The organism is Chryseobacterium cucumeris, from assembly GCF_001593385.1.
Lineage (GTDB): Bacteria > Bacteroidota > Bacteroidia > Flavobacteriales > Weeksellaceae > Chryseobacterium > Chryseobacterium cucumeris.
This window is the reverse complement of sequence record NZ_LUVZ01000001.1, coordinates 1,059,789-1,078,302: the sequence shown is the minus strand read 5'-3', so window position 1 is coordinate 1,078,302 and position 18,514 is coordinate 1,059,789. Positions and strand designations below refer to the sequence as shown.

Annotated in this window: 24 protein-coding genes; 6 read left to right on the top strand and 18 right to left on the bottom strand. The window is 36.2% G+C overall.

Annotated features, from left to right (window positions below):
• Positions 1–106 precede the first annotated feature (106 nt).
• Entirely contained in the window at positions 107–979 is an 873-nt protein-coding gene (locus A1704_RS04845; protein ID WP_062670969.1) for a ChaN family lipoprotein, read from the top strand.
• A gap of 197 nt (positions 980–1,176) precedes the next feature.
• On the top strand, positions 1,177–1,812 hold the full coding sequence (locus A1704_RS04840; RefSeq protein WP_062670967.1) for a peptide deformylase: 636 nt from the start codon (positions 1,177–1,179) through the stop codon (positions 1,810–1,812).
• A gap of 55 nt (positions 1,813–1,867) precedes the next feature.
• On the opposite strand, the gene A1704_RS04835 is transcribed toward A1704_RS04840, so the two are convergent.
• The 4 genes from A1704_RS04835 to A1704_RS04820 form a co-directional block, all read right to left on the bottom strand.
• Entirely contained in the window at positions 1,868–2,302 is a 435-nt protein-coding gene (locus tag A1704_RS04835) for a hypothetical protein (protein ID WP_062670965.1), read from the bottom strand.
• A 193-nt stretch (positions 2,303–2,495) separates the two neighbouring features.
• Positions 2,496–2,921, bottom strand: a complete 426-nt coding sequence (locus tag A1704_RS04830; RefSeq protein WP_062670963.1) for an organic hydroperoxide resistance protein — start codon at positions 2,919–2,921, stop codon at positions 2,496–2,498.
• A complete protein-coding gene (locus A1704_RS04825; RefSeq protein ID WP_062670961.1) occupies positions 2,918–3,355 on the bottom strand; it encodes a MarR family winged helix-turn-helix transcriptional regulator in 438 nt (145 codons plus the stop codon). Before A1704_RS04825 ends, A1704_RS04830 begins: the two co-directional genes overlap by 4 nt.
• Before the next feature lie 32 nt (positions 3,356–3,387).
• Positions 3,388–4,020 (bottom strand): NAD(P)H-dependent oxidoreductase, encoded by a 633-nt coding sequence (locus tag A1704_RS04820; RefSeq protein WP_062670959.1) that lies wholly within the window; start codon positions 4,018–4,020, stop codon positions 3,388–3,390.
• A 275-nt stretch (positions 4,021–4,295) separates the two neighbouring features.
• Between A1704_RS04820 and A1704_RS04815 the strand changes: the two genes are divergently transcribed.
• Positions 4,296–5,048, top strand: a complete 753-nt coding sequence (locus tag A1704_RS04815) for an SDR family oxidoreductase (RefSeq protein WP_062670957.1) — start codon at positions 4,296–4,298, stop codon at positions 5,046–5,048.
• Between the two features lie 6 nt (positions 5,049–5,054).
• Here A1704_RS04815 and A1704_RS04810 read toward each other — a convergent pair whose 3' ends face one another.
• The 14 genes from A1704_RS04810 to A1704_RS04745 form a co-directional block, all read right to left on the bottom strand.
• On the bottom strand, positions 5,055–5,330 hold the full coding sequence (locus A1704_RS04810; protein WP_131797470.1) for a hypothetical protein: 276 nt from the start codon (positions 5,328–5,330) through the stop codon (positions 5,055–5,057).
• A 105-nt stretch (positions 5,331–5,435) separates the two neighbouring features.
• Positions 5,436–6,395 (bottom strand): protein-glutamine glutaminase, encoded by a 960-nt coding sequence (locus tag A1704_RS04805; RefSeq protein ID WP_062670952.1) that lies wholly within the window; start codon positions 6,393–6,395, stop codon positions 5,436–5,438.
• 361 nt (positions 6,396–6,756) lie between these two features.
• A complete protein-coding gene (gene lipB, locus A1704_RS04800; protein ID WP_062670950.1) occupies positions 6,757–7,485 on the bottom strand; it encodes a lipoyl(octanoyl) transferase LipB in 729 nt (242 codons plus the stop codon).
• Positions 7,486–7,516: 31 nt separating this feature from the next.
• Positions 7,517–8,251, bottom strand: coding sequence for a tryptophan synthase subunit alpha (trpA, locus tag A1704_RS04795; protein WP_062670947.1), 735 nt, complete (start codon positions 8,249–8,251; stop codon positions 7,517–7,519).
• Between the two features lie 96 nt (positions 8,252–8,347).
• A complete protein-coding gene (gene trpB / locus A1704_RS04790) occupies positions 8,348–9,526 on the bottom strand; it encodes a tryptophan synthase subunit beta (RefSeq protein ID WP_062670945.1) in 1,179 nt (392 codons plus the stop codon).
• 3 nt (positions 9,527–9,529) lie between these two features.
• Entirely contained in the window at positions 9,530–10,075 is a 546-nt protein-coding gene (locus A1704_RS04785; RefSeq protein ID WP_062670943.1) for a GNAT family N-acetyltransferase, read from the bottom strand.
• A complete protein-coding gene (locus A1704_RS04780; protein ID WP_062670941.1) occupies positions 10,072–10,581 on the bottom strand; it encodes a hypothetical protein in 510 nt (169 codons plus the stop codon). The genes A1704_RS04785 and A1704_RS04780 overlap by 4 nt, the downstream gene beginning before the upstream one ends.
• Positions 10,582–10,600: 19 nt before the next feature.
• Positions 10,601–11,278: a phosphoribosylanthranilate isomerase gene (locus A1704_RS04775; RefSeq protein WP_062670939.1), complete on the bottom strand. Its 678-nt coding sequence runs from the start codon at positions 11,276–11,278 to the stop codon at positions 10,601–10,603.
• 9 nt (positions 11,279–11,287) lie between these two features.
• Entirely contained in the window at positions 11,288–12,070 is a 783-nt protein-coding gene (trpC, locus tag A1704_RS04770; protein ID WP_062670938.1) for an indole-3-glycerol phosphate synthase TrpC, read from the bottom strand.
• Positions 12,071–12,125: 55 nt separating this feature from the next.
• The gene (gene trpD, locus A1704_RS04765; RefSeq protein ID WP_062671595.1) at positions 12,126–13,112 is read right to left on the bottom strand and encodes an anthranilate phosphoribosyltransferase; all 987 of its coding nucleotides are present in this window, start codon (positions 13,110–13,112) and stop codon (positions 12,126–12,128) included.
• A gap of 41 nt (positions 13,113–13,153) precedes the next feature.
• Complete coding sequence (locus A1704_RS04760; protein WP_062670937.1) at positions 13,154–13,756, bottom strand: anthranilate synthase component II; 603 nt, start codon at positions 13,754–13,756, stop codon at positions 13,154–13,156.
• Positions 13,757–13,812: 56 nt separating this feature from the next.
• Entirely contained in the window at positions 13,813–15,237 is a 1,425-nt protein-coding gene (locus A1704_RS04755) for an anthranilate synthase component I family protein (RefSeq protein ID WP_062670936.1), read from the bottom strand.
• Between the two features lie 246 nt (positions 15,238–15,483).
• A complete protein-coding gene (locus tag A1704_RS04750; RefSeq protein ID WP_062670935.1) occupies positions 15,484–16,125 on the bottom strand; it encodes a hypothetical protein in 642 nt (213 codons plus the stop codon).
• Positions 16,126–16,316: 191 nt separating this feature from the next.
• Positions 16,317–16,769 carry a cupin domain-containing protein gene (locus A1704_RS04745; protein ID WP_062671593.1) on the bottom strand — a complete coding sequence of 151 codons (453 nt, stop codon included), beginning with the start codon at positions 16,767–16,769 and terminating at the stop codon, positions 16,317–16,319.
• A 200-nt stretch (positions 16,770–16,969) separates the two neighbouring features.
• On the opposite strand from A1704_RS04745, the gene A1704_RS04740 reads away from it, so the two are divergent.
• The 3 genes from A1704_RS04740 to rlmF are packed head-to-tail and all read left to right on the top strand — an operon-like array spanning position 16,970 to position 18,492.
• Positions 16,970–17,185, top strand: coding sequence for a hypothetical protein (locus tag A1704_RS04740; RefSeq protein ID WP_062670934.1), 216 nt, complete (start codon positions 16,970–16,972; stop codon positions 17,183–17,185).
• The gene (locus tag A1704_RS04735; RefSeq protein ID WP_062670933.1) at positions 17,185–17,559 is read left to right on the top strand and encodes a c-type cytochrome; all 375 of its coding nucleotides are present in this window, start codon (positions 17,185–17,187) and stop codon (positions 17,557–17,559) included. Before A1704_RS04740 ends, A1704_RS04735 begins: the two co-directional genes overlap by 1 nt.
• A 3-nt stretch (positions 17,560–17,562) precedes the next feature.
• Positions 17,563–18,492, top strand: a complete 930-nt coding sequence (gene rlmF / locus A1704_RS04730; RefSeq protein ID WP_062670931.1) for a 23S rRNA (adenine(1618)-N(6))-methyltransferase RlmF — start codon at positions 17,563–17,565, stop codon at positions 18,490–18,492.
• Positions 18,493–18,514 lie beyond the last annotated feature (22 nt).

The window sequence follows — 18,514 nt, the reverse complement described above, 5'->3', positions numbered from 1 at the left end:
GATTTGAATGAGGCCGTTTTGTTTGTAAAATTCAAAGCGGTCTTTTTTATTGAAACAATCTGCAAATGCATGAATATTTGTGTAATTTGTGACTAAATATAAAAAAATGAAAAATATTTTCATAGCGATACTGCTGGCTGGTTTCTGTGCATTGAAGGCACAGGATTTAAAAGCATATCAGTTTTACGATAAAAAAGGAAAAGAAGTAAAGACAGAAAAGCTGGTAAAAGAACTGGCGGATTATGATGTGGTCTTTTTTGGCGAAAATCATAACAGTTCTATCAATCACTGGCTTCAGCTGAAGATTACGGAAGCTTTGTTTGTAAAAAAGAACGGACAGCTGATCTTAGGAGCAGAGATGTTTGAGAGAGATAATCAGGCGCAGTTGGATCAATATTTAAACGGAAAATTTGATGCAAAAACATTAAAAGATTCTGCCCGTTTGTGGAACAATTATGCAACCGATTACAAGCCTTTGGTAGATTTTGCCAAAGATAAAAAACTGAATTTTATTGCGACGAATATCCCGAGAAGATATGCCTCTCAAACCGCCAAAGAAGGTCTTGAATCCTTGAATAAATTAAGCGAAAAAGAGAAAGCCTACATTGCCCGGTTGCCGATTAAAGTAACATTAGACACTCCTGGATATCCGGAAATGAAAAAAATGATGGGAGATCATGCCGAAGGAACAAAAGTGATGAATTTTATTTCAGCTCAGGCTACAAAAGATGCTACAATGGCTGAATCTATCCTGAAAAGCTACCAGGCCGGAAAAATCTTTATCCACTATAACGGTAACTACCACAGTAAAGAATTTGGAGGAATCTATTGGTATATCAAACAGAAGAATCCAAATCTGAAAATGGCAGTTATCTCCGTTTTTGAATCCGACGATCCCGAACTGAAAGTACCTGCTAAAGATTATATCCCGACAGATTTCAATCTGATTATTCCTGCGGATATGACGAAGACTTTTTAATAAGAAGATGATGCGGATTGAGCAGATCTTATTATGAATTAAATAATTTCAATTGCATTCATTCAATAGGAACGGGCTTTAGCCCGTTCATTTTTTTATATCAAAATTCCATTGGCTTTAGCCAAAACTTAAAATTCATTGCTAAATAAATTATTTTTACACCACAATATTTACCTTTGTATCAGATTCAAAAACATATGAAAAAAATCCCTATCCTGCTGATCTTTTTTACCGGATTTTTTAATGCTCAGAAACTCACCTCCAGTGAAGTTTCAATCATCAATCAGGGAGATGTAAACACGGCGTTACCCATCTATCAGACGACAGATAATAATCAGCACCAAACCCTGCTGAACATTTCTTCAGAAGCTGATCCTCTTGATCCTAACACCGCTGTTCTGGTAAAAAGGATGAAAGAATCTCTTCTTTCAACAGATGGTGGAGTAGGCATTGCTGCTCCTCAGGTGGGAATCAACAGAAAGATCATTTGGGTACAGCGTTTTGATAAGGAAGGTACACCGCTGGAATATTTTATTAACCCGGTCATTGTATGGCGTTCCGATCTGCAGAATCTTGGCCCCGAAGGTGATTTATCTATTCCTGATTTCAGAGATCAGTTTTACAGAAGCAAAGTTATCCAACTGGAATATGTGGATTTGAAAGGACAGAAATATTCAGAAATCGTAGAAGGTTTTACTGCGGTGATTTTCCAGCATGAAATCGACCACCTTTTCGGCATCCTGATTTCTGATAAAAAGGAAAAAGAGAAAAATGATTCCTATAAAAAAGTAGATGCCTATCAAAAAAGTGATGTAAATAAAGACAGAAGGTAATGATGAATGATGAATGATGAGAAAGTTGTTGTAAGGTTAAGTACATTTCTGTTTTCTATCCATATTTTATGATAAAATCTTCTCCATCTTCATAACCTGCGGGATATACATAGGTAATTACCCCGATATCTGATTGTAAAACATCTTTTAGCTTATTGAAGTACATATCCCTTTTGTCTTCAGTAGTATCCATTGTTAAGCTCATAATAAGCCTATCGTCATCTGTAATATTGGCACCCACCATTATTTTGTCCGGATTATCATGATATTTATTCCAGTAAAAAGTTTGGTCAAGGGCAGGATTTTCGATGAAATAACCAATCATTTCGTCTTCTGTTTTAAAAATATAATCTTTGTCGTGCCTTGGGAAAGTATAATCGAGATTTAATTTTTCATATCCGGGAAGGAATGTGTTTAGAACAAGATCAATCGTCTTTCTTGATTTTTGCCCTGCATACACCTGGCATACAATATCTATAATGATTTCCATGACACAAAATTACTCTATTTTAATATCATATTGAGTTATAAATGACGAATGACATTCATAAACACTATATACATAAAAAATAGCCTTAATGATCTGCGCCATCATTGAAATCAGCGGGAAAATAAAAAAATAAAAAGGAGCTGTTTCCATGGAAACAGCTCCTTTCGTTATAACTATGCTTAAAAAAATTGGATTAATCGTTGTTGGTGACTGATAGTTTCACCTCCATATTATTTCTGGTCGCATTAGAATAAGGACAGATCTGGTGTGCTTTTTCTGTCAAAGCCTGTGCTTCCTCAATAGAAACTCCAGGGATGTTCACATCCAGTTCTGCTGCCAATCCGAAGCCGCCATTCTCAAGCTGACCTATGCTCACCTGAGCAGTCACTGTTGTTTCACCTGTTTTTACTTTAGAAAGACTGATCACTCTGTTCAGAGCGCTGTCGAAACACGCAGAATATCCCGCTGCAAAAAGCATTTCAGGATTGGCAAAATCATCATTGGCTCCTCCTAAAGCTTTCGGCATTCTTACATCAAGATCCAGAACTCCGTTTTCACTCTTCACATGTCCGTTTCTTCCTCCTTGAGCAGTGACCTGAGTTGTATATAACGTTTTCATTTATTTTCTATTTTGTTTAAGATTTTTAAGACGGTGTCTTTAAGGTGCAACAGCTCTTCCGGTTGTATTCCCAGTTTTTCCTGAATTTTTCCCGGAATTTCACATGCCTTCTGCTGAAGCTGTTTTCCTGCTTCGTCTAAAAATACTTCAACCACTCTTTCGTCCTCTTTTTTTCTTTTTCGGATAATAAATCCTTTAGACTCCAGCCTTTTAAGAAGAGGGGTCAAAGTACCACTGTCCAGAAACAGTTTTTCTCCGATATGGGTTACCGTAAGTCCGTCACCGTCCCATAATATCATCATCACAAGATATTGCGGATAGGTAATGCCCAGTTCATCAAGAAAAGGACGGTAAAGCCCTGTAATCTCTTTGGCAATGACATACAATGGGAAACAAATCTGGTTTTCCAGTTTGGGTGTTTTCGGATTTTCCATAATTTTTGAGTACGAAAGATTCGATGAAGGTATTACTTTTTTATGATAAATTCATCCATTGGAATTCTGACTTTTTTCATAGTAGAAAGCCAGTCATTAGCTTCATCACGGTATCCAAGATATAAAAGACTTACACTTTTCAGTCCTAATTCTTTTAATCCCAGTACTTCATCTACCACCTCATTGCTGAATCCTTCTGCCGGAGTACTGTCGATTTTAAGCTCTGCGGCTTGTGCAAGGGCAATTCCTAAGGCAATATAAGTCTGACGGGCAGTGTGTGCAAAATGCTCTTCAGGAGTCTGTGCGCCATATATTTCTTTAATTTTATCGGTATAGCTTCCAAAGCGGCCTCTCGGAAGATCTCTTACATCTGTATGATAATCGTAAACTTTGTCAATTTTTTCATTAGAATAACTGTCCCATGCTGCAAAGACCAAAACGTGAGAAGAATCTCTCATTACTTCAGGGTTTAATGCACCTGCTACCATTTTTTCTTTCAGTTCCTGATTTTCCACTACAATAATTCTGAACGGTTGTAAGCCCGACGAAGTAGGAGCCAGTCTTGCTGATTCTAAAATAGTATTAAGGTCTTCCTGTGAAACTTTTTTGGTAGGATCATAAGCTTTTACAGCGTGTCTCCAGTTTAGATTTTCTATTAATGACATTTTTATTTTGTTTTTAAATTAAACTACTTTGTTTTTTATCACCTCTATTTATTGTTGAAGTAAATTAATAGTACAAATATACAGTCAATTTAATTGTGTACAATTTAATTTTAAATGATTTTATTGATAGCAATTATTGATAAACTTTAAAAAGGTGAAATAATGAAGATGACAGTAAGAAATTTTAGTTTCAATTTTATTCATTTCCGCATGATTCGGATTTTTTCAAAGCCTATGAATTCCAATATTTGTCATAGAATTTTAAACTAAAAACAATGCAGAGATTTAAAAACAAAACCGCCTTAATTACGGGAGGAACCAATGGAATGGGTCTGGCTACCGCTCAGAAATTTATAGAAGAAGGAGGGAAAGTCATTATTACAGGCAGAAGTGAAGAAACCGTGAATAATGCTTTGGAAAAGCTTGGAGAAAATGCCTTCGGAATCGTATCTAACGCTGGGAATATAAAAGATTTGATGAATCTTCAGCAGGAAGTCAGAAAATATACAGAACATATTGATCTGGTTTTTGCCAATGCAGGATACGGAAGATTTGCACCTGTGGAATATGTGGATGAAAATCAGTTTGACGAATTATTTAATATGCTGGTGAAAGGACCGTTTTTTACGGTACAGCAGATGTTGCCATTAATGAAAAGCGGAAGCTCTGTTATTTTCAATACTTCAGTGGCAACGGATATTGCGATGCCTAATTTTTCGGTGTATTCTGCAGCCAAATCTGCAGTGCAGTCAATGATCAAAACTTTTGCTGTAGAACTTACAGAACGTGGAATCCGTGTGAATGGAGTAAGTCCCGGACATATCAAAACCAATATTTTTAATAATACAGGTTTAACCGGAGAGCAGATAGAAAGCGCTATTGATGATATTATTCCGACAATTCCTTTTAAAAGACAGGGAGAACCTTCAGAAATAGCCAGTGTAGTTCTGTTTCTTGCTTCAGAAGAAGCTTCCTATATTCATGGGGCAGAAGTGAAAGTGGATGCCGGAATTTCTGTGATCAGATAATCCGGATTATTTGACCTCTTTAATTTCTTTGATGATATTGGTTTTATTTTCAATACCAATATTATAGGCCTTACCTTTTTTAAAGCTTTGAGTCGCTTTTTCCATGAGGCTTTTATATTCCGGCGATTTTTTTGAAAGATAAAATACCTGCGCACTGATTCCAATAGCGACACGCACCAGTTCATTGGGTTTGTCCGGATCTTCAGTAATATCGGAAATAGTGGCATTATTATACCAGGTTAAATTCTGCGGAGTGGAATTTCCAGAACAGGATGTAATCATAATAAAAAGTAATAGTAAATAGGACCAGGCTTTCATAATAAAAAGGATTAAGTAAAAAGCTCCTGCAATATATCAAAATATCGGCAGGAGCTCTATATAAATTAGTTAGAATCCACAGCTCGCTACACTAGGTGCAGGGGAAGGAGAGCATCCTGAAAGGGATGAGAATATATTTAATACACAGTTGGTATTTACATAATTGTTATCATATAATAAAGATCCTGATGGACTTCTGTAGTATACGTTTCCTGCAGTATTGGCATAAGAAGAAACAGAAGCAGATCCACAGCTTGTATTGGTGCAAGCAGCTCTCCATGCAGAATCGGTTACCGGTCCGCTGGAGAATAATGACGGATCAATGATTCTTTTTTCAACAATTCCTGAAGCATTTTTGAAGCTTACCAAAATGGCTACGTGATATACCCATGAAACACAGCATGTTCCTGTAGATGCTCTAAGGTTACCATACACGAATTGCTTTTCACAATCGTAGCCTGCATTCAAAAGGATTTGTCTCATTTTGTGCGCTCTTGCATAGCAGCCATCCACAGGATATCTGAAAGTGATACATGGTGAAGATGCGGTAGAAGTTCCACAAGCCTGATTTTTGATCTGAGTGAATAAACTGTTCAGCGTTGCAAGATTAGGAATAACGCTTACTGCTTTTTTGCTGTCACCTCTTTCTTCTTTGTTGAAAACAGTTTTAAAATAACGGATGTCATCAGCAGTTGCTTTTTCAACCTTAGCAATTTCATTAGAATTGACCTTTAGGAAAACCTGAACAGGCGTTTCATTTTCTACTGCTTCTTTGATCATGGAGATAAATCCTGCATTTTCTTTGGTATCCTTAATTTGATAGGGCTGTGCGGAAACCATAAATGAAACTTTAAATTTTCCATCTTCTTTTTCAATCCCTACCGGAACAGTTTTGCCGAAATCTTTCATTGCGATTTCATTAGACTCCTTGACAACAAGATTAGGATCCTGGTTGGCAGCTGAATCTGAGCAGGAGTTCACTGACAGTACCGTCACGAATACCATCATGGATAACAGAAATTTTTTCATAGTTTTTATATTTTGTGGTTAATTTTCAGTGAACATTTTAATTATGATAGTTCACTTATTTGTGACATTAAAAGTAATAAAAATTAAAATATATGCAAGATTTTTTTTGAAAAAAATACATTATTCTGTTGTTTTATTGATTTTATAATATTTAAAAAGATGAAAAAATGATTATTTTTATAGAAATATTCAAGAAAAATAAAAAAATTTAAAATAATGTTTTTTTAACCTTGCAGTCTGGATTCCTACTGAATAACAAACGTTGTGGATAGTCAAGGTGAATAAAAATAACATTATCATAAAACTAAAAGCCCGGTTTCAACGATTGAAACCGGGCTCATTTTATTGTAAGTAAACTTGACTATTTATAAATCAATTCTGCCTGAAAAACATCCGCGAAATGCTTTCTGATCTTTGCTTTCAGTTCTTCCATTTCTTCTGGTGTCAGTTCTCTTTCAAGCTCTCTTTTTAAAGAAGTAACCTGCTTATCTTTGATCCCACATGGAATAATGTATTCAAAATAACGCATATCCGTATTCACATTCAGTGCAAAGCCGTGAAGAGTTACCCAACGGGAAGCTTTCACTCCCATGGCACACATTTTTCTGGCGTATGGTTTTCCCACATCCAGCCATACTCCGGTCTCTCCCGGCGAGCGTTCTCCTTTAATACCATATTCGGCAATGGTTCTGATGATCACTTCTTCCAGATTCCTCATATATAAATGAATATCCGTGAAAAAGTTTTCAAGATCCAGAATAGGATAACCTACAACTTGTCCATAACCATGATAAGTAATATCTCCACCCCTGTTTACTTTCACGAAGGTAGCCTCAATTTCTTTCAGCTTATCAATACCGGCAAGCATATTTTCTTCATGTCCGCTTTTTCCTAACGTGTACACGTGAGGATGCTCTACGAAAAGAAGGTGGTTGGGAGTAATAGTATGCTGTTCTGCAGGAAGATCTCGGTTTTTTATTTTGGTATCAATGATGTTTTTCATCAGCTGTTCCTGATAATCCCAGGCTGGCTGATATTCTTTGATTCCTAAATCTTCAAATTCTACTGCTTTATTTTGATTTGTATTCATTTCAATTTTTGATATACAAATTTAGTGAATTTTACCCTTTTATGGAATGGATAAAATCTATAGCCTTTTTCTTCCAGTCTCTATCCTGAAGCAAAATATTCACAAAGGCTGTTCCAATGATACCGCCATCTGCTTTTTCCGTTACATTTTCGAAGTCTTCTTTCGATTTAATTCCAAACCCAATCATCACCGGATTTTTAAGTGGAAGAGCAGCGAGCCTGGAAAGATAGTCCTCATTCTTTAAAACCGCATTTTCATTTCCGGTAGTGGAAGAAGAGCTTACTGCGTACAGAAATCCTGAACTTAATGAATCCAGATAGATCATTCTTTCATCGGAGGTTTCCGGTGTTACAAGGAAAGTGAAATTAAGATTAAATTGTTTTAAGATATGCTGATAGTTTTTCTCAAACTCAATAGGAGGAAGATCAGGAAGGATCAGCCCTGAAACACCACTTTCCGAACATGCTGCACAGAATTTCTCAAATCCGAAACTCAATACCGGATTGATATATCCCATCAGAATAATTGGAATGTTGATTTTGTCTTTGATGGCTTTTAGCTGAAATAACAGTTTTTCGATCGTCATTCCGTTTTGTAAAGCCAGTTCGTGAGCTTTCTGGATCACCGGTCCATCTGCTACAGGATCAGAATAAGGCATTCCGATTTCAATCATATCTGCTCCGGAATCCTGAATCAGTTGTATAATATCAGCGGTATCTTCCAGTTGTGGAATTCCTGCCGTGAAGTATATATTTAGTTTTTTCATTTTTTATTGTATTAAAGTATAACGTACAAAGTACAATGTAGAAAATAGTATTAAACTCAGGTGAGAAAGTACATTGTACATTTTACATCCGACATTTTACAAATTCTTCAGATACGTTTCCATATCCTTATCTCCACGTCCGCTCAGGCAAATAACGACAACATCATCTTCATTAAATTTTTTCTTGTCTAAAACTGCCAGCGCATGAGAACTTTCCAATGCAGGAATAATTCCTTCAAGTTTGGTAAGTTCAAAAGCACATTGTAAAGCTTCGTCATCATTAATACTAAAGAATTCTGCTCTTTTTTCTTTAAATAAATGCGCATGGAAAGGGCCTATTCCAGGATAATCCAGCCCTGCAGAAATAGAGTGGGGTTCAATAACCTGTCCGTCTTCCGTCTGCATCACAAGGCTTTTGCTTCCGTGAAGGACTCCAAGGGTTCCTAAAAATGTAGTCGCAGCCGATTTTCCTGAATCTACACCCATCCCTCCGGCTTCAGCAGCAATGATTTTTACTTCTTTTTCCTCCACAAAATGATAGAAAGTTCCCGCAGCATTACTTCCTCCGCCCACACAGGCAATCACATAATCCGGATTTTCCCTTCCGATTTTCTCTTTCAGCTGTTCTTTAATTTCTTTTGAAATAATACTTTGAAATCTTGCCACAAGATCCGGAAAAGGATGAGGTCCTACCACACTTCCAATCACATAATGAGTCGTCACAGGATTGTTGATCCAGTCTCTTAACGCTTCATTTACGGCATCTTTAAGGGTTTTTGATCCTGAAGTTGCTGCTACAACTTCCGCCCCAAGCATTTTCATTCTTGCGACGTTTGGGGCTTGTCTCTGGATATCAATTTCTCCCATATAAACAATGCACTCAAGACCAAGCAAAGCACACGCTGTAGCTGTGGCAACACCATGTTGTCCTGCTCCGGTTTCAGCAATGATTCTGGTTTTTCCAAGACGTTTTGCCAACAGAACCTGCCCCAGAGCATTATTGATCTTGTGAGCTCCCGTATGGTTGAGATCTTCCCGTTTCAAATAAATCTGTGTCTGGTATTTTTGACTTAAGTTTTTAGCAAAATAGAGGGGAGTAGCTCTTCCGACATAATTTTTTAGTAAATCCTGATATTCTGCCTGAAAATCTTCAGATTCTATGATTTCAAGATAGTTTTTTTGCAGTTCTTCTACATTAGGATAGAGCATTTCGGGGATAAAAGCACCTCCAAACTCTCCATAATATCCGTTTTCATCGGGGTTTTTATAATTCATTTTTTATTCTTTATTCATTAAATAAGCGTTGTTTTGTACACTCAGCTGGTTGAGCAGCTCTTTTCTTTTCTGTGAGGTATGAAAAATCAAAATATCATCATCTTCAGAATTTACCCACTCCGAGCCGATACTTTCTTTGATCATTTTGGCCTTGTCATGGAGGATTTCTATGTCACATTTTTTATAAAAGGAACGAAGATCAGCGTGGCAGAAACCAATTGTCTCAAGATTTCTCTGAGTAACATTTTCTTTGAAATGTTTCACCAAAGCGGTTCCATACCCTTTCTTTTTATGAGCAGAAACAAGCCCTACGGCTTCCGCAAAGGAATAACCGGTGTCTGCTATTTGTAAGGTGAAATCAAAATTCACTCTCATAATGGCCAATATGCTTTCATCCGTATCCATCAGAAAATGAAATTCCGAGTCTTTAAAAAAAGAGCGGAAGTAGGATGATTTCATGGTGTTCCATGCAGAAATATCCCAAAGTTCCAGGATGTGTTTTATTTCGGCTTCTGTTAAATATTTCGTTTCTTTTACCTGATATTTCATGGGTTTAAACTATTAATAAATGTGAGATGGTAATCATTTTGCTGTTTGGTAATCAGTTTTTTATAGTACAGTAATTCTATTTTATGCATTAAATCAATTAAGGTTGCTTTATCTATTTTGGACTGATACATGGTAATGGCAATTTCCAGATTATCAATCATAAAATAAGGATCGGAATCCTCATATAACAGGAATATTTTGGCATAAATTAATCCTAAGTCATATTTTATACTTGATCTGACATGAGTTTCCAGAAATTTATCTGAAATAATCACCAGATAATAGCTGTTCCATAAGCTGATTCTTTCAAAAAAATACTGAATATCTGTTTCTTCAAAATCTTTAATAATACAAATGAAATCAGACAATAATCCACCCACTTCCCAATGTTCTGTATTACTGTCGTTCTGTGAAACAAAGTGATACAGATTCTGGATTTTTTCATTCCCGAATTTAGGGGGAAATAAGGTTTTGTAAAATGTCTTTTTGAGCAAATGTATATTCATCCTTGTGTGTTTTTATGTGTTATTTATTTTGCTGATATAAAGTTTTAAACTTTTTTATGCTGTCAATATTTTTATTTCCGGGCTCTGTTTCAAATTTCGAATTGATATCCAAAGCAAAAGGTTGTTGTTTCAATGTATCCATATTCCCTATATTTTCCTCAGAAATACCGCCGCTTAAAAAGTAGGGCAGAGGAATCTCAAATTCATTCAGAATATTCCAGTCGAATTGTTTTCCCGTTCCGCCAAAGGCTTTGCTGTCAGTATCGAATAGGTAGTAGGCGATAGGTTTCAGATCAGGAATTTGTGTTATTTTATTTTGATTTTCTGCCGTATTACTCCCTATTCTGATTACTTTAATGATTCCAACCTCAGGATTTAGTTTTTGTCTTAGTTCAGCAATGAAATCATTACTTTCATCACCGTGAAGCTGTACAAAATTCAAATCTGCATGTTGAACGATCTTTACAATGATCTCTACTTTTTCATTGACAAAAACACCTACTTTTCCCTGATGATTAATAGTTGAGATCTCTTCCAGACTCAGATGGTTCAAAACATATCTCGGTGATTTTTCGTAGAATATAAAACCGAGAAAATCTGTTTTCATAGCAATCAATTCCTGAATCTGATCCGGTTTTGTAAGACCACAGACTTTCAGGCGAGATGGCAGGTTTGAGGTTGTAGGTTGCAGGTTCATTGTTGATTATTATTGAGTTAAAATTTGAGAAGCGAATTCTTCAAAAGCTTTGGCCGGATCTGTATTTTTCATGAAATATTCACCCATCAGGAAACCATCAAATCCTTTTTCTTTTAAAAACTGAAAATCTTTAAGATTGTAAATACCGCTTTCAGCAACAGATAAAACTTCTTTTGGAAGCTGGTTTTTCAGCTGAACGGAATGCTGAAGATCAACTTTAAAATCTTTAAGGTTTCTGTTATTAATTCCTACCAAATCAATTTCTGAATTGAAATGCTTCAGTTCATCTTCTGTATGAATTTCCAGTAAAACCTCCAATTTCAGTTGGTGAGCTAATTCGGTAAATTCCTGTACCTGAGCTGGTGAAAGACATGAAGCAATCAGTAATACTACATCAGCTCCAATACTTTTGGCTTCATAAAACTGATATTCATCAATCATAAAATCTTTTCGCAGAATCGGAATGGTAATCTCATTTCTTACATCCAGAACATCATTTAAATTTCCTCCGAAAAAATCATGATCAGTCAGGATTGAAATTCCGCTGGCTCCAAAATTTTCGTAAGCAGAAACTACCTCCAAAGGCTGTACACTATTGTTTATAATTCCTTTTGAAGGAGATTGTCTTTTAAACTCAGCGATAATTCCGCTTTTATTTTTGATGGATTCCTTCAGTGAATAGGTTGGTCTTCCAAAAAAGGCGGTATTTTTTAATCGGTCAAGAGAAATGCGCAATTTTGCAGCAGCAACTTCCTCTTTTTTTCGTTTAATAATTTGATCCAGTATAGTCATTTTTGTGTTTAAGTTTGGTCAATGGTGAATTTTGCTTCGCAAGTGAATAATGAATTTAATTAATCAGGAGATTAAAACTGTTTAATGCTTTTCCGCTTTGCAGGCTTTCCTGAGCAAGCAGAAGACAGTCATCGTACGTTCCGAATTTATGGGTGTTGTGCAGCGCTACTGAAGCATTGGCAAGAATTACTGAGTTCTGCTGCTCCGTACCGTTTCCTTCCAGAATATTCATAAATATTTTTGCGGTTTCCTGAATAGAACTTCCTGCTTTAATATCTTCCAGTGTTACCGGATTGAAACCCAAATCTTCTGCCGAATAGATTTCTTCACCATTTTTTGTAATGATTTTACTATCGTCAGTAAGGCTTATTTCATCATATCCGTCAAGACCATGGACCAGAGTAAAGTCACGTTCCTCCTTCTGAAGAAGATACTGATAAATTCTTGCAATTTCCAGATTATAAACTCCAATCATGGAAAATTTTGGTTTTGCCGGATTTACCAATGGACCCAAAAGGTTAAAGAATGTCCTCAATCCCAAAGATTTTCTCAGTAATCCAACTGATTGCAGAGCAGGATGAAAATAAGGAGCATGTAAAAAGCAAATGTTGGCTCTTTCAAGATCTTCATTCAATTGTTCTGAACTGTTTTTAAACTGATATCCCAGTTCTTCCAGTACATTCGATGAACCAGTAGTGGTGGAAGCTCCGTAATTTCCATGCTTTGTTACCTTTTGTCCGGCTCCGGCTACTACAAAGCTGGCCAGGGTTGAGATATTGATGGTGTCTTTTCCGTCACCTCCGGTTCCTACAATATCAATGGCATCATTGGTGTCGATCTTTACAGGAACAGCCATCTGTAATAGTGCTTCTCTGAAGCCTTCCAACTCTTTCAAGGTGATATTCCGCATCAGGAAGACACTTATAAAAGCAGTAATTTCTGCGGCATTAAACTTATTCTGTGCAATCTCAATCATCATCGCTTTTGCTTCTGATTTTGAGAGTGTGTTATGATTGAACAGATATTGCAGTATTTCTTTCATTTGTGGCGTTTTTATGTTTGTTGAAGGGATTTCTAAGATTTTCATGACAACAGAAAGTTTTTAATGATTACTTCTCCTTCCGGTGTTAAAATACTTTCAGGGTGAAACTGAACTCCGTGTACATCATATGTTTTGTGCTGCAAAGCCATGATCATTCCGTCTTTATCTACAGCTGTGATTTCCAGTTCTTCCGGAAAACCTTCCGGATTGACTGCCCAGCTGTGGTATCTTCCTACTTCCAATCCTGATTGCAGATCTTTGAAAACTTTAGTATTTTCTTTTACTATTTCAGTAGTGGTGGCTACTCCATGGAAAATTTCAGAAAGGTTAATAAGACTTCCTCCGAAAGCTTCAGCGATAGCCTGCTGACCCAGGCACACTCCAAGGATACTTTTTGTAGGAGCGTATTCTTTAATAAGGTCTAATAAAATACCGGCTTCTTCAGGAATTCCGGGACCTGGAGAAAGGATGATTTTGTCATATTTTCCAATCTCTTCAAGGGTAATTTTATCATTTCTTACCACATCCACTCTTTGATTCAGAATTCTTTCGATAATCTGGACAAGGTTATAGGTAAAGCTGTCATAGTTGTCGAAAACGAGGACTTTAAGCTGTGGTTGTTGAGTGTTTATATTGTTGTTCATTGCTTTTTTGTTAGAGAGTTGCTATTTTTTTTGTTGCTGTTTGCTGGTTGACGGATTTATTTTTCAACTATTTTTTCAGCTTTTTCTACGGCTTTTTTAAGAGCATTCAGTTTGTTGTTGACTTCCTGCAGTTCACTTTCAGGAACAGATTTTGCCACAAGGCCGGCACCAGCCTGATAAAATAACGTGTTATTTTTGCTTAAGAAGGTTCTGATCATGATGGCCTGATTGCAGGTTCCGTTCAACCCGATAATTCCGATACAGCCACCATAATATCCACGGGAATCTTTTTCGTATTGGTTGATCAGCTGAAGCGCTTTATGTTTTGGAGCACCGCTTAATGTTCCCTGAGGGAAAGTAGCGGAAACCATTTCCAGAGGATTGATGTCATCAGCAACATCTGCAGTCACCTCACTTACCATATGAATAACGTGGGAGAAAAGCTGGATTTCTTTAAGCTTAGTAACCGTTACATTTTTCCCAAGCTTTCCAAGATCATTTCTAGCGAGATCTACCAGCATGGTATGTTCTGCATTTTCTTTGGGATCAGCTTTTAGCACTTCTATAGACTCAAGATCCGCTTCAAAATTTCCGGTTCTTTTCGAAGTTCCGGCAATCGGGTGAATAATGGCTTTATTATTTTTAATGATTAACTGACTTTCAGGACTTGATCCAAATAGTTTGTAATTTCCGTAATCAAAATAGAATAGGTAAGGAGAAGGGTTGATATTTCTCAAAGCACGGTATACATTGAACTCATCTCCCTTGAATTTTTGTTCAAACCTTCTGCTTAAAACCAGTTGGAAAACATCTCCACGCATACAGTGTTTCTGTGCTGTTTTTACGAGTTCAAGATAATCTTCATCTGTAATATTAGAGATTTCCTCACTGGTTTTCTCGAAAGGGTAAACCGGAGTATTCTGATTTTTAATAAGATTTTCCAACAGATGAAGTTCAGATTTTACTCCATCGATAAAGTTTTCAATAATATGCATTTCATCATTGAAATGATTGATAGCAATTACATATTGGTACAATCTGTATCTCATCACAGGGATTTCTACTTCCTTGCTCTGTGGTTTAAGATTGATGTTTTCAAAGAACTGTACCGCTTCAAAACTTGTATATCCAAAAAGACTCTGAGCAGTTTGTTCAATCGGATCATTGGTCTCTTTGCAGTTAAAAATTTTTCGGAACTCTTCAAATATATCTGTGATATTTCGTTCCATAATAAATTGTTTTACGGGAGCAGAGGCAGGAAGTTTGATTTCATATTCGTTGAGGTTTTTCACTTCAATTCCGGCGATGGCATTCACTGCAATGAAGGAAAAATTATTATCAATACTTTTTGAGTCCGAACTTTCCAGAAGAATGGTGTCACGGAATTTATCCCTGATCTTAAGGTAAATATTCATGGGGGTATGAAGGTCTCCCAGTGTTTTTTTCGAAACAGTTTTTATTGTAATTGCGTTGGTCAACATCTTATTGTTTTTTGTGAGATTAAGGAATAAAAAAAGGCTTTAACGGTATCCGTCAAAGCCTATATATTGTTTTTTGATTATTTCTGCTGTAGTTAACAACATGACAATACCTCCAGACCCGACGAAGAGTTTGAAAGCCACCACCAAATATTGTTGTTCATTTTTAACATGGGACAAATGTAGAAATTTTTTTAATAAAAAAACTAAAAAATATCAGAAAATACTAAAATTTAATATAAAAATCCTTTATTTAAGCTGCTTGAGCTCTTGTTTTAATTCCTTGATTTTTTCTTTATAAGCTTCATCATTGTAGTATTTTACGTAGTTTTCCAATGTAGCAATATACTCCTCAATGAATTCCTTATTCGTTTTGTCTGCTTCATACTTGGTTTTTGCAGAATTCACAGGAGCCAGTTTTTCATTTTGTAATACAATTTTTCTTTCCCTGGATTGGTCATAAAGGATAACAATGTTTTTTTCATATCCCGGGATGTATTTTACGGGTATATCCTTGTCACCAGGTATTCTGATTGAATTTCGGATGGGATAAATCGCTGCAGTAGTAGTGGAGAAAAAAGTAGTGGTATATTTTCCGTCCTGTTTCTTCACAATAGCCTCATAATCGTGGATGTACATATCATTCAGGGTAGAATTGGTTTCTACATCAGACGTGATGATAGCTGTGCTTTCCACTCCATATTTATTTAAAAACCATGCGTTTAAAAACTGTCCGCCAAAACCATTTAATATAGCCAGTGGAATGATAGGTATTAAAAGCCAGGTTTTTTTGGTCATATACGAAAGCCCTACAAAGAATACCAGCAACAGAACCACAGTATAAAAACCATGATGACTGGTGAAAAACAGAATTTTTGAAATTAAAACCATGGATTAAAGATAACTATAATAATCTTTTATTTAAACGCTATGTTCGCAAAGATGTTATTAAAATAACTATAAAACGTTCGCAACGGCGTTACACTCAGTAAAATACAATATCATTAGTTAAATGAAGTGCCCTTGTGAACCCAAAATAGAGTTTGATGATAATTACTTTGCGAACATAGCGTTTGAAATATTTATTGTACCGGTTCAGATAAAGGAATGTCAGGAGTTCCGCTGTAAAAAACAATCAGCGTTGCTCCGAGGTCTCCGGTTTTACCTCTGTGGCCGGTATTAACCATTTCAGGAAGCACCTGACCTTTTCTTATCCATTGCGTTTTTCCATCCTCTTTTCTTTCAATCTGAATTTCACCTTTTTCTACATAAGCTGCATTGATCACAGGATGTTTATGCCAACTCAATGCAGAATTCGGAGGTACGGCAATTTTAAGAACTGTGATTTCCGGCTGTGTGGTAGGATAGGCCGGATATACCGTTCCATCCCATGATTTGGTTGTTTTTAAAAGTGTCACCGATTCAATTTTATCAGAATATTCTGATTGTGGTTCGTTAGATGAATTGTCACACGAAAGGAAGAGGGATGAGGATACAACAAAGAAAGTTGTAGCCAACAATTTTTTTTTGGTCATAAGCTTCATATTTATATTTTGGTTTTGGCTCGGATTATCCGATATACAAAAATAATAACCTATTTTAAATCTCCCTATGTATTGAATTATTTTTTTATTGTTAAATTAAAACTCCGATCCCAAAAATATTTCTCAAAGAAAACATTTGTCATAAGTTTAAAAGGTTATTTTTTATATTTTTGCTTCCAAATTAGAAAAAAATGAAAAAAGTATTAGCAATCGCATTTATCGGAGGTTTATTATTAGCAAGCTGTTCTAAAAAAGTAGATCACTCTTTACAGGACACAAACACAATGCTTCCAGAGCCAGAAGTAGCTACTGTTGATTCTACGGCTAAAAGTGCTGCACCAGCTGCTGCAACTCCGGCTGTTGCTGCGCCTGAAGCTGCTAAAACAGATTCTACAGCGAAGAAATAATGAAAAAAATACTTTTAGCAGGAACTTTAGGTCTCATGATCATTTCCTGTTCTAAAAAAGAAAATACAGCAGAAGTAGCGTCTTCTTCTGAAACGGCCGTTGTTTCAGAACCCGTTCAATCTAAACTTTCAGGTGATCAGATCATCGAAACATTGGACTGTTCAGGATGTCACTCTGTTAATGAGAGAATGATAGGACCTTCTTATAAGGAAATTGCAGGAAAGTATACTGAAAAGGATACGGAATTGCTGGCTTCCAAAATTATAGAAGGAGGAAGTGGAGTATGGGGAAGTGTGCCTATGGCCGCCCATCCACAGGTATCTAAAGAAGATGCCAAAAAAATGGTGGAATATATTTTAAGTCAGAAGAAATAAAATATGTCCGCTGAAAAATCCAGTCTGCACACAAGAAATCTGCATCGTAATCCCTATGATTTTGATCAGCTTATTTCTTGTGTGCCGGAACTGAAACACTATGTTTTCGTGAATGCTTATCAGACGGTAACCATTAATTTCAGCATTCCTCAAGCAGTTAAACTGCTCAATAAAGCCTTACTCTTACATTTCTACAACATTAAAGGCTGGGATATTCCTGATACCAATCTTTGTCCACCCATCCCGGGAAGAGCAGATTACGTCCATTATATTGCTGATTTATTAAGTGAACAACTTAATAAAATCCCGACAGGAAATTCTGTAAAAGGTCTGGATATAGGAGCAGGAGCTAATCTTGTGTATCCTTTAATTAGCCACAGATCTTACGGCTGGACAATGCTGGGAACGGATATCAATCAGGATTCTTTGAAAAATGCTCAACACATTCTGGATCAAAATGAAGATCTTTCTTCTGTTATTCAGTTAAAAAGCCAGCCTGATGCTGATTATATCTTTACCAATATCATTTGTCCGGAAGACAGATTTACTTTTACCATGTGTAATCCTCCTTTTCATGATTCTGAAGAATCTGCCATGAAAGGGAATATCAGAAAAACAAAAAATCTTAGTAAATCAAAAAAAACGAAACCTCTTCTTAACTTTAGTGGACAGCAGTCGGAACTTTGGTGTGAAGGTGGGGAACTTGCTTTTATTACTAAAATGATCAATGAAAGTACATTGTTTTCATCACAGATTCTTTGGTTTACATGTCTGGTTTCCAAAAAAGACAATCTCAATAAACTCAACAATCTTTTAAAGAAAGTAAATGCTGTAGAGGTAAAAACCATCGATATGGCTCAGGGACAAAAAGTAAGCAGAATGCTGGCGTGGACGTTTATTCCTCAAAAAGACAGAAAAATCTGGTTGGTTTAAAATTCAAAGTTCAAAGTTTAAT

Bases quoted from the DNA above. Each gene is read 5' to 3' on its own strand.
- A1704_RS04845 (WP_062670969.1), top strand. From the start codon at position 107: ATGAAAAATATTTTCATAGCGATACTGCTGGCTGGTTTCTGTGCATTG.
- A1704_RS04840 (WP_062670967.1), top strand. From the start codon at position 1,177: ATGAAAAAAATCCCTATCCTGCTGATCTTTTTTACCGGATTTTTTAAT.
- A1704_RS04835 (WP_062670965.1), bottom strand. From the start codon at position 2,302: ATGGAAATCATTATAGATATTGTATGCCAGGTGTATGCAGGGCAAAAA.
- A1704_RS04830 (WP_062670963.1), bottom strand. From the start codon at position 2,921: ATGAAAACGTTATATACAACTCAGGTCACTGCTCAAGGAGGAAGAAAC.
- A1704_RS04825 (WP_062670961.1), bottom strand. From the start codon at position 3,355: ATGGAAAATCCGAAAACACCCAAACTGGAAAACCAGATTTGTTTCCCA.
- A1704_RS04820 (WP_062670959.1), bottom strand. From the start codon at position 4,020: ATGTCATTAATAGAAAATCTAAACTGGAGACACGCTGTAAAAGCTTAT.
- A1704_RS04815 (WP_062670957.1), top strand. From the start codon at position 4,296: ATGCAGAGATTTAAAAACAAAACCGCCTTAATTACGGGAGGAACCAAT.
- A1704_RS04810 (WP_131797470.1), bottom strand. From the start codon at position 5,330: ATGATTACATCCTGTTCTGGAAATTCCACTCCGCAGAATTTAACCTGG.
- A1704_RS04805 (WP_062670952.1), bottom strand. From the start codon at position 6,395: ATGAAAAAATTTCTGTTATCCATGATGGTATTCGTGACGGTACTGTCA.
- lipB (WP_062670950.1), bottom strand. From the start codon at position 7,485: ATGAATACAAATCAAAATAAAGCAGTAGAATTTGAAGATTTAGGAATC.
- trpA (WP_062670947.1), bottom strand. From the start codon at position 8,251: ATGAAAAAACTAAATATATACTTCACGGCAGGAATTCCACAACTGGAA.
- trpB (WP_062670945.1), bottom strand. From the start codon at position 9,526: ATGAATTATAAAAACCCCGATGAAAACGGATATTATGGAGAGTTTGGA.
- A1704_RS04785 (WP_062670943.1), bottom strand. From the start codon at position 10,075: ATGAAATATCAGGTAAAAGAAACGAAATATTTAACAGAAGCCGAAATA.
- A1704_RS04780 (WP_062670941.1), bottom strand. From the start codon at position 10,581: ATGAATATACATTTGCTCAAAAAGACATTTTACAAAACCTTATTTCCC.
- A1704_RS04775 (WP_062670939.1), bottom strand. From the start codon at position 11,278: ATGAACCTGCAACCTACAACCTCAAACCTGCCATCTCGCCTGAAAGTC.
- trpC (WP_062670938.1), bottom strand. From the start codon at position 12,070: ATGACTATACTGGATCAAATTATTAAACGAAAAAAAGAGGAAGTTGCT.
- trpD (WP_062671595.1), bottom strand. From the start codon at position 13,112: ATGAAAGAAATACTGCAATATCTGTTCAATCATAACACACTCTCAAAA.
- A1704_RS04760 (WP_062670937.1), bottom strand. From the start codon at position 13,756: ATGAACAACAATATAAACACTCAACAACCACAGCTTAAAGTCCTCGTT.
- A1704_RS04755 (WP_062670936.1), bottom strand. From the start codon at position 15,237: ATGTTGACCAACGCAATTACAATAAAAACTGTTTCGAAAAAAACACTG.
- A1704_RS04750 (WP_062670935.1), bottom strand. From the start codon at position 16,125: ATGGTTTTAATTTCAAAAATTCTGTTTTTCACCAGTCATCATGGTTTT.
- A1704_RS04745 (WP_062671593.1), bottom strand. From the start codon at position 16,769: ATGACCAAAAAAAAATTGTTGGCTACAACTTTCTTTGTTGTATCCTCA.
- A1704_RS04740 (WP_062670934.1), top strand. From the start codon at position 16,970: ATGAAAAAAGTATTAGCAATCGCATTTATCGGAGGTTTATTATTAGCA.
- A1704_RS04735 (WP_062670933.1), top strand. From the start codon at position 17,185: ATGAAAAAAATACTTTTAGCAGGAACTTTAGGTCTCATGATCATTTCC.
- rlmF (WP_062670931.1), top strand. From the start codon at position 17,563: ATGTCCGCTGAAAAATCCAGTCTGCACACAAGAAATCTGCATCGTAAT.